The 12861-nt window shown below is 68.9% G+C and carries 11 protein-coding genes; 6 read left to right on the top strand and 5 right to left on the bottom strand.

Annotated features, from left to right (window positions below; genetic code table 11):
• Positions 1–8: 8 nt before the first annotated feature.
• From AC3A6J_RS08910 to AC3A6J_RS08895, 4 genes are read right to left on the bottom strand one after another with little or no spacing between them, the layout of a single operon-like run.
• Positions 9–293, bottom strand: coding sequence for a DUF3325 family protein (locus AC3A6J_RS08910; RefSeq protein WP_487859570.1), 285 nt, complete (start codon positions 291–293; stop codon positions 9–11).
• Positions 290–1912, bottom strand: a complete 1623-nt coding sequence (locus AC3A6J_RS08905; RefSeq protein WP_487859569.1) for a PepSY-associated TM helix domain-containing protein — start codon at positions 1910–1912, stop codon at positions 290–292. The genes AC3A6J_RS08910 and AC3A6J_RS08905 overlap by 4 nt, the downstream gene beginning before the upstream one ends.
• 6 nt (positions 1913–1918) lie before the next feature.
• Positions 1919–2209, bottom strand: a complete 291-nt coding sequence (locus AC3A6J_RS08900; RefSeq protein ID WP_487859568.1) for a DUF3649 domain-containing protein — start codon at positions 2207–2209, stop codon at positions 1919–1921.
• A gap of 19 nt (positions 2210–2228) precedes the next feature.
• Positions 2229–4316 carry a TonB-dependent receptor gene (locus AC3A6J_RS08895; protein WP_487859567.1) on the bottom strand — a complete coding sequence of 696 codons (2088 nt, stop codon included), beginning with the start codon at positions 4314–4316 and terminating at the stop codon, positions 2229–2231.
• Between the two features lie 425 nt (positions 4317–4741).
• Between AC3A6J_RS08895 and AC3A6J_RS08890 the strand changes: the two genes are divergently transcribed.
• The 5 genes from AC3A6J_RS08890 (at position 4742) to AC3A6J_RS08870 (ending at position 10044) form a co-directional block, all read left to right on the top strand.
• A complete protein-coding gene (locus AC3A6J_RS08890; RefSeq protein WP_487859566.1) occupies positions 4742–6076 on the top strand; it encodes a C4-dicarboxylate transporter DctA in 1335 nt (444 codons plus the stop codon).
• 5 nt (positions 6077–6081) lie between these two features.
• Positions 6082–6795, top strand: a complete 714-nt coding sequence (locus tag AC3A6J_RS08885) for a GntR family transcriptional regulator (RefSeq protein ID WP_487859565.1) — start codon at positions 6082–6084, stop codon at positions 6793–6795.
• Between the two features lie 57 nt (positions 6796–6852).
• Positions 6853–7923, top strand: a complete 1071-nt coding sequence (locus AC3A6J_RS08880; protein WP_487859564.1) for an AI-2E family transporter — start codon at positions 6853–6855, stop codon at positions 7921–7923.
• 163 nt (positions 7924–8086) lie between these two features.
• Positions 8087–8524: a DUF2141 domain-containing protein gene (locus AC3A6J_RS08875; RefSeq protein ID WP_487859563.1), complete on the top strand. Its 438-nt coding sequence runs from the start codon at positions 8087–8089 to the stop codon at positions 8522–8524.
• Between the two features lie 8 nt (positions 8525–8532).
• Positions 8533–10044, top strand: coding sequence for a carotenoid oxygenase family protein (locus AC3A6J_RS08870; RefSeq protein ID WP_487859562.1), 1512 nt, complete (start codon positions 8533–8535; stop codon positions 10042–10044).
• A gap of 4 nt (positions 10045–10048) precedes the next feature.
• On the opposite strand, the gene AC3A6J_RS08865 is transcribed toward AC3A6J_RS08870, so the two are convergent.
• Entirely contained in the window at positions 10049–10951 is a 903-nt protein-coding gene (locus tag AC3A6J_RS08865; RefSeq protein WP_487859561.1) for a LysR family transcriptional regulator, read from the bottom strand.
• Between the two features lie 112 nt (positions 10952–11063).
• Between AC3A6J_RS08865 and gcl the strand changes: the two genes are divergently transcribed.
• Positions 11064–12857 carry a glyoxylate carboligase gene (gene gcl / locus AC3A6J_RS08860; protein WP_487859560.1) on the top strand — a complete coding sequence of 598 codons (1794 nt, stop codon included), beginning with the start codon at positions 11064–11066 and terminating at the stop codon, positions 12855–12857.
• Positions 12858–12861 lie beyond the last annotated feature (4 nt).

The raw sequence follows: 12861 nt of genomic DNA, 5'->3' as shown, positions 1-12861 counted from the left end.
AGCCGATGCTAGCGCCTGCCCCGCTTCCGCGCTGCGGCGACAAGCCCGATGTACACCAGCCCGGCGGCCAGGCTGGTGTGGCCGCTGTACGCGACGACGCCCAGGCCCCAGCCCCACTGCCCGACGGCTGCCGCAAGGCACACGGCGAGCAGGGCCCAGCCCGCGGCCCGAAGCGCGCGCGTGGCGCTGGCCGACAGCGCGCCCCCGAGCAGTTCGTCCTGCTGGCGTTCGGTGGCGAGCGCCAGCGCCGCGAAGCCGGCCGCACTCGACAGCAGCATCAGCACATGGGTCATGCGGGATCGCCGATGCGCTGGTCCGCGCGAGGTGTCGCGGAACGCCTGCCGGCGGGCGCGCGCCCGCGATGGCGCGCGGTACGCACGGCCAGCGCGGCATGCAGCGCTGCCAATACCCAGAGCGCCAGGTCGATGCCCGCGAGCACCCAGTCGCCGTCGGCAAGGCTCTGCCACAACGGCCGGTCGGTGGTGAATACGCCGAGCACCGGCAGCAGCGCCAGCGCCGCCGCCGCGGCCCACAGCTGTTCGGTCCAGGCGCGCTTCGCGGGGCGCAGCAGCGCATGCAGCAGCGCAACACCCCAGACGATGAAGAACACATGCACTTCCCAATCGCCGCGCCGCTCAAGCTGCACCGGCAGCAGCCGGTTGGCCCAGAGGAAGCCCGCCATGGCGACGGACAGCCCCGCAATGGATGCGATGTTCAGCCGTTCGACCAGCCAGAAGCCGAAATGCGGCCGGGCCGGATCTGCGAGCTTCGCGCGGCGCTTGACGGTCCACATGACGAGTCCGGTGCCCACCATGGCGGTGCCCGTGAGGCTGACGATGAAGTAGAGCCAGCGCAGTGCGAGGTCGCTGAACCGCCCCAGGTGCAGCGCATACAAGACCCCGCGCGTTTCGGCAGCGGGGCCGACCCCGTCGCGCGCCTCGAGCAGCTTGCCCGTGGCGCCCTCGAACAGCATGGCCTGCGGGCTCATCGACACGCGGCCGGTGTCGCCGCGGGACACGGCCACGCGCGACGCGGCATCGCCGGGGTGCGTGATGGCGACACGGCCCACGTTGCCCGCCCCCCAGGCGGCCTGCGCCTGGCGCACCATGGCGTCGACCGGTGCCAGCGGCGCCGCGTTGCCGCTGGGCTTGCCGGGCGGCGCGAAGGCGCGGAGTTCGGCCGACAGCTGCTGCCGCTCGGCCGGGGTCTTGACCGCCGCCTGCTGGCCCCACGGCATGTACATCGCCATCAGCGTGACGAGCCCCGTGTAGGTGATCATCAGGTGGAAAGGCAGCCCGAACACCGAGAGCGCGTTGTGCGCATCGAGCCAAGAGCGCTGTCCCTTGCCCCAGCGGAAGGTGAAGAAGTCGATAAAGATCTTCTTGTGCGTGATGACGCCGCTCACGATGGCCACCAGCATGAACATCGCGGCCAGCCCCGCCAGCCAGCGGCCCCACGGCACCGGCATGTAGTGAAACTGGAAGTGGAAGCGGTAGAAGAATTCGCCGCCCTTCGTCTCGCGCGCGGCGATCTTCGCGCCGGTCGCGGGGTCGAGGTGCGCTTCGGTGAAACCGCGCCTGCCGGGTTCACGCTGCGCTGTGCGCCAGAACACGTCGACGCTGTTGTTGCGCGCATCGGGCATGCGCATGTTCCATTGCGGGCTGCCGGGCGCGGCGACGGCCAGCGCATCGGCCACGCGCTGCGCCACCGCGGCGGCATCGGGCACCTGGGCCTGGTGCGGCAGCTCGGGCCGCATCCACTGCGAGAGTTCGTTCTTGAAGTAGCTCACTGTTCCGGTGAGGAACATCGCATAGAGCACCCAGCCGAGCAGCAGACCGACCCAGATGTGCAGGCCGGACATCGTCTGGCGGATGCCTGGGGCTTTCTGCGGCGTGAGGGATTCGTTCGACATGGCGGCTCAGGGCGCAGGGCTTGCGGACCAGACCGTCCATGCAGGAACCGACAGCAAGGCGGTGGCCACCAGCAGGCCCGCCCAGGCACGGCGCGCGCTGCGCACCGCGAACACCCAGACCACCGCCGCCGTGTAGACGATGAAGCTCAGCAGCATGCCCGCGAGCACCCCCTGTGGCTGGCTCACGGGCAGCGCGACGGTGGCCACGCTCGCGAGCGCGGCCACCGCGTAGCCGCCGAACACGGCGGCCACGATGCGCGAGATCAACGGACCGACGCCGCGGACTCCCCAGCGCATTGCACTCACCGTCCTTGCGTCAGAAGTCGATCGACGCCGACAGCATCAGCGTGCGCGGCGCGCCGACCGTAACGTAGGTGCTGGTGACCCAGTAGTTCTTGTCGAACACGTTCTCCAGGTTGGCGCGGAAGATCACAGGCTTGTTCGCCACCTTGGTCGCATAGCGCGCGCCGATGTCCAGCCGCGTCCACGCGGGAACGCGCAGCACGTTGGCGGCGTCGGCGTACACCGACGAGGTGTGGATCACGCGGCCGTTCAGGCTCAACCCCGGCACGCCGGGCAGGTCCCAGTCGAGCCCCAGGTTGAAGGTGCGGTCGGGCACGCCGGCGGCGTCGTTGCCCTGGTTGACACCGCCCGCCGTGCGCGTGAGCTTGGCGTCGTTGAAGGCCGCGCTGGCCATCACGCGCAGGCCGCGCTGGATTTCGCCGTAGGCCGTGAGCTCCAGGCCGCGGTTGCGCTGCTCGCCGCCGAAGCTGTAGACGTTGGTGACCGGATCGGTCAGGCTGCTCGGCCGGGTGATCTGGTAGACGGCGGCCTGGGTGGTCAATTGGCCCCAGTCGATCTTCACGCCGGCCTCGTACTGCTTCGACTTCTGCGGCGCGAAGGTCTCGCCGACGTTGGCGGTGCCCGGTCCGGCCGTGCCGCCGCGCGTGAGGCCGGCGGTGTAGTTGGTGTAGAGCGAGACGTTGCTCACCGGCTTGAAGACCAGGCCCGCGAGCGGCGTGACCGAACTCGCCTTGTAGCGGCTCGTCGAGGCGCCGGTGGTCTGCGAGAAGTTCTCCTGCTCGATGGTCTGGTCGCGCAGCCCCAGCGTGACCAGGACGCGGTCGTTGGCGAACGACATCGTGTCGGCCAGCACCACGCTGGTCTGCTTCAGTTCGCTCGACTTGACCGGCGCCGTGCGCGGCACCGTCACGGGGGGCAGCGGCGCGGGGAAGTACAGGCTCGACGGGTTGGTTCGCGCCGACTGCGCGTAGAAGTAGCCCGATTCCTGGTCGAGCAGGTTCACGCCGAGCGCGAGCGTGTGGCCCACGCTGCCGGTCTTGAAGCGCGTGCGCACGCCGGCATCGGCCGCGGTGCTCTTGCTGTCGAAGTCGTAGTAGGCGTTCGAGACGTTGAAGTTGCCGAGCGCGTTGGGGCGGCCGCTCGGGAACACCTGCATGTAGTCGAAGTCGGTGTAGCCGACGCTGCCGTAGACGGTCGTGCTGTCGTTGATGTCGTATTCGGCGCGCGAGATCACCGTCTTCACGTTGTCTTCCAGCCGCGTGCCCGGATAGAAGTTCAGGCGCGCCGGCGGCGGCTCGGGAATCTGCGTGATGCCGGCCGCAAAGCTGGTCTGCGGGCGGAACTCGCGCGTGTCGCCCTTGCTGGCCATCGCGTCGAGCGACCAGCGCAGCCGCGTGCCCAGGTAGTCCAGGCCCAGCGAGCCGAGGCCGAGTTCCTGCTTGCCGTTGTCGATGTTGCCTTCGCCGCCGCGCAGCACGCCGTTGAAGCGCACGCCCCACTGGTTCTCTTCGCCGAAACGGCGGCCCACGTCGAGGTGCGTGCCGAACTGGGCGCGGCTCATGTAGGTGGTGGTCAGGCGCGTGAGCGGCACGTCGGCCGCGCGCTTGGTCACCACGTTGATGCTGCCGCCGACGCTGCCGGTGGGCGCCACGCCGTTGGCCAGCGCGCCCGGTCCCTTGAGCACCTCGACGCGCTCGATCATCTCGAGCGGCACGCGCGTCGTGGGCGTCAGCCCGAACAAACCGTTGATGCCGATGTCGCCGTTGGGCACGGTGAAGCCGCGGATCTGGAAGTCGTCGCCGAAGCCGCCGCGCGAGGTGAGCGGCCGCACCGACGCGTCGTTCATCACCACGTCGGCCACGCTCAGCGCCTGCTGGTTCTGGATCAGCTCGGCCGTGTAGTTGGTGGTGCTGAACGGCACGTTCATCAGGTCGGTGATGCCCAGGATGCCCAGGCTGCCACCGCGCGCGAACTGGCCGCCCGAATAGGTCTTCTGCAGCCCGCCAATGGCCTCGGCCTCGCCGAACACCGTCACTTCATGCAGTTGCTGCGAGCCCGTGGGCGCCGGGGTCTGCGCGGCGGCGCTGGCGGCGGCCAGCAAGAGCGAAGCGCCAAGCCCCTGGCGCAGGAGACGAACCACAGGCGTGAGGGCGAAGCGGAGTGAGGAAGCGGTCGGCGAAGGCATGGGAGATGAAAGCGAGGAGAGCAGGAGGGAACGGGAACGGGAATGGGAGCCCGCGGTGGCCCGGAACGTGCAACGCGAGAGTTCCAGCACGCCCGCAAATGCCAATCGCAACGAGAACAATTCCGATTCTATAAACAGATGTAAGCCGATCCTGCTAAATCCCCCTCTCATTCACATGCGTTTTCATGGAACGTTGCGATCGCGAGACGCACGGCCCGTCTGAATCAGCGCGGCGCCGGGAATACCCTCTGATAAGCAAAGGCCTTGTTGCCTACATTTCTTGTATGCAAGAAAAGAAATCCTTGCATGCAAACATCGTCCCTTCCTCCAAGGAGCCTTCCATGCCCCGCTTCGCCAGATCCCTTTTCGGCCAGGTCGTCATCGCGCTAGTGCTCGGCGTGCTGGCCGGCCTCTTCGTGCCGGAGTTCGCCGTCAAGCTCAAGCCGCTCGGCGACGCGTTCATCAAGCTGATCAAGATGATCATTCCGGTACTGGTGTTCTGCGTGGTGGTGCACGGCATCGCCGGCGCCGGCGACCTGAGGCGCGTGGGCCGCGTCGGCGTGAAGGCACTGATCTACTTCGAGGTGCTCACCACCATCGCGCTGGCCATGGGCCTGGTGCTGGCCTTCGTGTTCCAGCCCGGCGTGGGCATGAACGTCGATCCGGGCCAGCTCGACGCGACCGCCATGAGCGCCTACGCCTCGAACGCCGACAAGCTCACGAGCGGCGGCACGGTCGACTTCCTCATGAAATTGATCCCCACCACGGTGGTCAACGCCTTCGCCACCGGCGACGTGCTGCAGGTGCTGCTGTTCGCGGTGCTGTTCGGCTGCGCGCTCGCGCTGCTCGGCGAACGCGGCAAGCCGGTGGCGGTGGTGGTGGACGCGCTCTCGCTGGTGCTGTTCAAGATCATGGGCATCATCATCAAGCTGGCGCCGCTCGGCGTGCTGGGCGCCATCGCCTTCACGGTCGGCAAGTACGGCATCGGCTCGCTCAAGCAGCTCGGCATGCTCGTGGTGCTGTTCTACGGCGCGGTGCTGGTGTTCGTGTTCGTGGTGCTCGGCGCGGTCATGCGCATCTCGGGCTTCAGCCTCTGGAAGCTGCTGCGCTACCTGCGCGAGGAACTCGCGATCGTGTTCGCCACCACCTCGTCCGACAGCGTGCTGCCGCAGATCATGGCGAAGCTGCGCCGCATGGGCATCCGCGATTCGACGGTCGGCCTGGTGATTCCCACCGGTTACTCGTTCAACCTCGACGCCTTCTCGATCTACATCACGCTGGCGGCGGTATTCATCGCGCAGGCCACCAACACGCCGATCGGCATGGGCGACCTGCTCACGATCCTGGCGATCGCGCTGGTCACTTCCAAGGGGGCGCACGGCGTGCCGGGCTCGGCCATCGTGGTGCTCGCGGCCACGCTGCATGCGATACCCGCCATTCCGGCGATCGGGCTGGTGCTGGTGCTCTCGGTGGACTGGTTCATGGGCATTGCGCGCGCGCTCGGCAACCTGATCGGCAACTGCGTCGCCACGGTGGCGGTCGCGGCCTGGGAAGGCGACATCGACCGCGAGCGCGCCCATGCGGTGCTCGACGGCACCTACGTGCCCGACGAGGTGCCAGCCGACGAAACGCCCGCCACCGCGCCGATCGCCGCCGCCGGCGCGGCAAGCCACTGACCGCGATGGCCCCCGCCAACGACGTTACCCCCACCGCCATCGCCGAGCGCGTGGTCGAAGCGATCCTGGCGCAGAAGCTCGCGCCGGGCGAGCGGCTCGGCGAGCAGGCGCTGGCCGAGAACTTCGCGGTCAGCCGCACCATGGTGCGTGAGGCGCTGATGCAGCTGCAGGCGCGCGGCTTCGTCGAAGTACAGTCGCGCCGCGGCTGGTACGTGGTGGAGCCCTCGGCCGAGGAAGCGCGCGATGCGTTCTCGGCGCGCCGCATCGTCGAGGCGGGCATCCTCGCCGAGAGCGAAGGCCGGCCGCTGCAGAAGGCCATTCGCAAGCTGCGCGACCACATCGCCGACGAGCAGCGCGCGATCGAGGGCGCCGACGCCGCCACGCGCGCCTTCCTGCTGGCGGACTTCCACGTCTGCCTGGCCGAGCAGATGGGGCACCAACTGCTGGTCGACGTGCTGCGCGACCTGACGGCCCGCACCACGCTGGCCGCCACGCTCTACCAGTCGAAGCACGAGGCCGGCCAGTCGTGCGCCGAGCATGGCGCAATCGTCGCGGCGCTCGAGGCCGGCGACACCGATGCGGCACGCCGGCTCATGATCGACCACATCGGCAACGTCGAGCGGGCGCTCGAGGTGGCGCCGCCCGCCGCACCCGACGCGCCGGCCCGGCTGCGCGCCACGCTGGCGCCCGTGGCCCTGCCGGCGCGCACACGGCGCTGACTAGGGCCCCGGCCGACATGGCCGGGCCGCGGGGCTGGGCTACAGTGCGGTTCACGTATGAACACACCCCAACTCCAGCGCGGCGTCTTCCTCGCCCTCCTCGCCATCGTCACGGTTGCCTTCCTCTGGGTGCTGATGCCGTTCTTCGGCGCGGTGCTCTGGGGGGTTTCGCTCGCGATCCTGTTCACGCCGCTCTACAAGTGGTTGCTCAGGAAGATGCCGGGCAAGCGCAATGCCGCGGCGCTGTCGACGCTGGCGATCTGCCTGTTCATCGTGATCCTTCCGCTCGCGATGATCGGCGTGTCGCTGGTGCAGGAAGTGGCGCTGGTGGCGCAGAAGATCCGCTCGGGGCAAATCAACTTCGCGGCCTACTTCCAGCAGATCCTCGACGCGCTGCCGCAATGGATCTGGAATATTTTCAACCGCTTCAACCTCGGCGACACCGGCGCCTGGCAGGCGCGCATCTCGGCGGGCGCCGCGCAAGGCAGCCAGGCCATCGCGGGCCAGGCGCTCACCATCGGGCAGAACACCTTCGACTTCGTGGTCAGCTTCTTCGTGATGCTGTACCTGCTGTACTTCCTGGTGCGCGACGGCGCCAGCCTGTCGAAGTCGATGCGCCAAGCCGTTCCGCTCGCGCAGCCGCACACCGAGTACCTGCTCAACAAGTTCACCACCGTGATCCGTGCCACGGTGAAGGGCAACGTGGCGGTGGCGATCGCGCAGGGCACGATCGGCGGCCTGGCGTTCTGGTTTCTCGGTGTGCAGGGCGCGCTGCTGTGGGCCGTGCTCATGGCCTTCCTGTCGCTGCTTCCGGCAGTCGGCGCGGCGCTCATCTGGGCGCCGGTGGCGATCTACTTCCTGGCCACCGGCCAGTTCTGGCAAGGCGGCGTGCTGATCTTCGTGGGCGTGTTCGTGATCGGGCTGGTCGACAACATCCTGCGCCCCGTGCTCGTCGGCAAGGACACGCAGATGCCCGACTACATCGTGCTGATGTCGACCATCGGCGGCATGGCGCTCTTCGGCATCAACGGCTTCGTGATCGGGCCGGTCATTGCGGCGCTGTTCATGGCGGCTTGGAGCCTGTTCGTGGCGTCCGACAAGCTGGAAGTGCCGCCAAAGCAGGGTTGAGCCCGCCGCGGCCGGCTGTCCGGCCGCGCATTCATTGCGGCTTCGCCTCGCACCGGCGAAGCGCATCCCGCGCCCTTCAGGCGGCGTTTCGTCGCATGCCGCTGGGAAGCGAACGCGCGCTGCGCGATGGTCGGGACCTCCAACTTTCGACGAGGTCCGATTGATGAACTTCCGCTCCAAGCTCCCCCGGCCGCGCATGCTCTGCGCCGCCCTGCTCCTGTCGCCGCTGGCCGTGATGGCCGCCGACCTGAACCTGCACGTGGCCGACGGCCCCGCCGCCGACGCCACGCTGTATGCCGCGCTGTACGACAGCGCCGAAGCCTTCGCGGGCGGCGGCAAGCCCGTGGCCGCACAGACCGCGATGCTGCGCGGTGGCGAGGCCCGGCTGCGCTTCGCGAACCTTGCGGCGGGGCGCTATGCGCTGCGCGTGTTCGCCGACGAAAACGGCAATGGCAAGCTCGACGCCAACCCCATGGGCCTGCCGCTCGAACGCTACGGCTTCTCGAACGACGCCAAGGGAAACCGCGGCGCGCCGGCGTTCGACGCCGCCGCACTGCCCGTCGAGGCCGACGACGTTCCGGCCGTCATCCACCTGCGCTGAGGTTCGCCATGGCACCCCCGCTTCAACGGCGCGCGCTCCTGCTGCGCCTGATGGCCACGGCCGGTGCGCCTGCCTGGCTGCCCACGCTCTCGCATGCTGCGGCGCCCGACGACTGGCAGGCCGCGTACGAGGCCGCCCCCGCGCGCTGGAAATCCGGCTTCGCCACGCCGCCGGCCGACTTCCCGCCGGTGCGCGCCGCGGTGCGCGGCCGCTTCCCCGATGCCGTCGCGGGTACGCTTTTCCGCAACGGCCCGGCCGGGCACGACCTCGGCGGCCAGCGCTACCACCACTGGTTCGACGGCGACGGCATGGTGCAGCGCTTCGCGATCGATGGCCGCGAGGTGCTGCACCAGGGCCGCTACGTCGCCACGCCCAAGCGCGTGGCCGAGCTGCGCGCCGGCCGCCGCCTTGCCGAAGCCTTCGGCACCGTGCCGCCGGGCGCGGAGCCAACGGCTTCGCCCGACAGCATCAACGTGGCCAACACCAGCGTGCTGCCGCTCGCGGGCGAGCTGCTCGCGCTGTGGGAAGGCGGCTCGGCCACGCGGCTCGATGCGCGCACGCTCGAGACGCTGGGCCTCAAGACCTGGCGCCCCGACTTCGCGGGCATGCCCTTCTCGGCCCATCCGCGCGTGGACCCCGACGGCACGGTCTGGAACTTCGGCATCGGCGCGGGCCAGGACCTGCTGGCGCTCTACGAGATCGCGCCCGACGGTGCGCTGCGCCGCGCCAGCGCGATCACCGTTCCCGACCTGCCGATGGTCCACGACTTCGCGGTGACCGCGCAGCATCTCGTCTTCCTGATGCCGCCGCTCGTGTACGACCCGAAGCGCAAGGAAGCCGGTGCGAGCTTTCTCGATGCGCATGTCTGGCGCCCCGAGCTCGGGATGCGCGTGCTGGTGGTCGACAAGCAGGACTGGGCGCGCCGCCACACGCTGGCACTGCCCGCGGGCTTCCTGTTCCATGTCGGCAACGCCTGGGAAGAGCAGGCGCCGGGCGGCACGCGCATCCACATCGACTACGTGCGTTCGGACACCACCGCCACGGTGTTCACCACCAGCCGCGAGCTGATGCGCGCGCGCTGGGTGACGCGCCCCACGCCGCAGCTGACGGTCGCGACGCTGGACCTCGGCACCGGCCGCGCCACGCAGACCACGCTGCCGTTCGACGCCGAGTTTCCACGCATCGATCCGCGCCGAACCGGCCTGCGCCACCGCCGCGTGGTCCATGCGACCGCAGCCCTGCCCGACCGGCCCGGCTTCACCGCGGTGGCGCTGACCGACGTCGAGACAGGCCGCAGCCAGCGCTACAGCTATGGCCGGCAGGCGATGGTGGAGGAGCATGTCTTCGTGCCTGACGGCGGGGGCCCAGGCTGGGTGCTGGGCACCGCGCTCGACTTCGGCCAGCAGAAGACGCTGCTCTCGTGCTTCGCGGCCGATGCGCTGGCGGCGGGTCCGGTCGCGCAGGCCACGCTGCCGTATGCGCTGCCGCTCGGGCTGCATGGGGCGTTCGTGGCGGGTTGAGGGATCAGCCCGCCCACCAACCCTCGGCAAAGCGCCCCTGCAAGAATGCCACGAAGCCCGACACCTTGCCCGGCACCAGCTTGGGCGACGGAAAAACGGCGTGGATCTCCTGCTCGGGCAGCGCATGGTCGCCGAGCACTTCGGTCACCTTGCCGGCAGCGAGCGACTCGCTCGCCACGTAGCGCGGCATCAGCGCGATGCCCAGACCGTCGCGCGCCGCGGCCAGCACGGCCGACAGGTTGTTCGAGCGGAAGCGGCCCGACACCGGCACGGTCACCGCCTCTCCCTTGGGCGTGTGCATGCGCCAGAACTCGTCGCCGACCACGCTGCTGTAGATCAGCGCCACATGCGCGCTGAGGTCCTGCGCGCGCCGGGGCATGCCGTGCTTCTTCAGGTAGCCGGGCGCCGCGACCATGGCCCACGGGTTGGTGCCGAGGTAGCGCGCGCCAAGCGACGAATCGGCCAGCTTGCCCATGCGGATCGCCACGTCGATGCCTTGCGCGACAAGGTCGACGTAGCGGTCCTCGAAGCTCAGGTCGAGCTGCACCTGCGGATGGCGGCGCATGTACTCGAGCGCGAGCGGCACCACCACGCGGCGCCCGAACGCCACCGAGGTGCCCACGCGCAGGAGGCCCTGCGCCTGGTTTTGCCGCAGTTGCACGATGCTGTCGGCCTCCTCGGCGTCGCGCACGATCGTCTTGCACTTCTCGTAGTACAGGGCGCCCGGCTCGGTGAGGCTCACGCCGCGCGTGTTGCGGTTCAGCAGCCGCACCTTCAGCCGCGCCTCGATGGCCGCGACCTGCTTGGTCACGGTGGGCTGGGTGGTGTTGAACTCGCGCGCCGCCTTCGAGAAGCTGCCGGTCTCGACCACGCGCACGAACATTTCCATTGCCAAGAGTCTGTCCATCCACGCATCGTAGTCAGTTATTCCGCCACGGAATAGCTTTTATGGCCTGCAGCTGTCTTCTTCGAACGGGCATCGCTTCCTACAGTGGGACCACTTCAACGGAGACAGTCCCATGGCAAAAATGAAAGCGGTCCAGGCCGCCGTGCTGGTGATGGAAAAAGAAGGCGTGACGCAGGCCTTCGGCGTGCCCGGCGCTGCCATCAACCCGATGTACTCGGCGCTGCGCCAGCGCGGCAGCATCTCGCACATCCTCGCGCGCCACGTCGAGGGCGCCTCGCACATGGCCGAGGGCTACACGCGTGCGGTGGCCGGCAACATCGGCGTGTGCATCGGCACCTCGGGCCCCGCAGGCACCGACATGATCACGGGCCTCTACTCGGCTTGGGCCGATTCGATCCCGATCCTGTGCATCACAGGCCAGGCGCCGCGCGCACGGCTCTACAAGGAAGACTTCCAGGCGGTGGACATCGAGTCGATCTCCAAGCCGGTCACCAAGTGGTCGGTCACGGTGCGCGAGCCGGGCCAGGTGCCGCAGGTGTTCCAGCAGGCCTTCCACCTGATGCGCTCAGGCCGCCCGGGCCCCGTGCTCGTCGACCTGCCGTTCGACGTGCAGATGGCCGAGATCGAATTCGACATCGATGCCTACGAGCCGCTGGTGCCCTACAAACCGGCCGCCACGCGTGCGCAGATCGAGAAGGCCATCGGCATGCTCAACGCCGCCGAGCGCCCGCTGATCGTGGCCGGCGGTGGCATCATCAACGCCGACGCGAGCGACCTGCTGGTGCGCTTTGCCGAGATCACGGGCGTGCCGGTGATTCCCACGCTGATGGGCTGGGGCGCTATTCCCGACGACCATCCGCTGATGGCCGGGATGTGCGGCCTGCAGACCAGCCACCGATACGGCAACGCGACCATGCTCGCCTCGGACTTCGTGCTGGGCATCGGCAACCGCTGGGCCAACCGCCACACCGGCTCGGTCGACGTCTACACCAAGGGCCGCACCTTCGTGCACGTGGACATCGAGCCCACTCAGATCGGCCGCGTGTTCACGCCCGACTTCGGCATCGTGTCGGACGCGAAGGCCGCGCTCGAGCAGTTCGTGGCCGTGGCCGAGGAGATGAAGGCCGCCGGCCGCCTCACCGACCGTCGCGCCTGGGCCAAGGATTGCATCGAGCGCAAGAAGACGATGCTGCGCAAGACCAACTTCGACGACGTGCCGATGAAGCCGCAGCGCGTGTACCAGTGCATGAACAACAACTTCAGCAACGACACCTGCTACGTGAGCACCATCGGGCTGTCGCAGATCGCCGCGGCGCAGTTCCTGCACGTGTACAACCCGCGCAACTGGATCAACTGCGGTCAGGCCGGCCCGCTGGGCTGGACCATCCCGGCCGCGCTGGGCGTGCGCGCGGCCGACCCGACGCGCAAGATCGTCGCGCTCTCGGGCGACTACGACTTCCAGTTCATGATCGAAGAACTCGCGGTGGGTGCGCAGTTCAAGCTGCCGTACATCCACATCGTGGTCAACAACTCGTACCTGGGCCTGATCCGCCAGGCGCAGCGCGGCTTCGAGATGGACTACTGCGTGCAGCTCGCCTTCGACAACATCAATGCGGGCCCCGACGCCGGCATCGAGAGCAGCTACGGCGTGGACCATCTGAAGGTGGTGGAGGGCCTGGGCTGCAAGGCGATCCGCGTGAACAAGCAGGAAGAGATCGCGCCGGCGATCCAGCGCGCCGAGGCGCTGATGGCCGAGTTCAGCGTGCCCGTGGTGATCGAGGTGATGCTGGAGCGCGTGACCAACATCGCGATGGGCACCGAGATCGACAACATCGCCGAATTCGAACCGCTGGCCGAGACGCCGGCGGACGCGCCCACGGCGGTGGCGGCCGAGATGCTGGACTGACGAG

The organism is Variovorax sp. Soil_C_39 (assembly GCF_057656815.1).
Note: the sequence above shows the minus strand (reverse complement) of the source record. Positions and strands in the feature narration are given on the sequence as shown.

Bases quoted from the DNA above. Each gene is read 5' to 3' on its own strand.
- AC3A6J_RS08870 (WP_487859562.1), top strand. From the start codon at position 8,533: ATGGCACCCCCGCTTCAACGGCGCGCGCTCCTGCTGCGCCTGATGGCC.
- AC3A6J_RS08900 (WP_487859568.1), bottom strand. From the start codon at position 2,209: ATGCGCTGGGGAGTCCGCGGCGTCGGTCCGTTGATCTCGCGCATCGTG.
- gcl (WP_487859560.1), top strand. From the start codon at position 11,064: ATGGCAAAAATGAAAGCGGTCCAGGCCGCCGTGCTGGTGATGGAAAAA.
- AC3A6J_RS08880 (WP_487859564.1), top strand. From the start codon at position 6,853: ATGAACACACCCCAACTCCAGCGCGGCGTCTTCCTCGCCCTCCTCGCC.
- AC3A6J_RS08885 (WP_487859565.1), top strand. From the start codon at position 6,082: ATGGCCCCCGCCAACGACGTTACCCCCACCGCCATCGCCGAGCGCGTG.
- AC3A6J_RS08905 (WP_487859569.1), bottom strand. From the start codon at position 1,912: ATGTCGAACGAATCCCTCACGCCGCAGAAAGCCCCAGGCATCCGCCAG.
- AC3A6J_RS08910 (WP_487859570.1), bottom strand. From the start codon at position 293: ATGACCCATGTGCTGATGCTGCTGTCGAGTGCGGCCGGCTTCGCGGCG.
- AC3A6J_RS08875 (WP_487859563.1), top strand. From the start codon at position 8,087: ATGAACTTCCGCTCCAAGCTCCCCCGGCCGCGCATGCTCTGCGCCGCC.
- AC3A6J_RS08890 (WP_487859566.1), top strand. From the start codon at position 4,742: ATGCCCCGCTTCGCCAGATCCCTTTTCGGCCAGGTCGTCATCGCGCTA.
- AC3A6J_RS08865 (WP_487859561.1), bottom strand. From the start codon at position 10,951: ATGGACAGACTCTTGGCAATGGAAATGTTCGTGCGCGTGGTCGAGACC.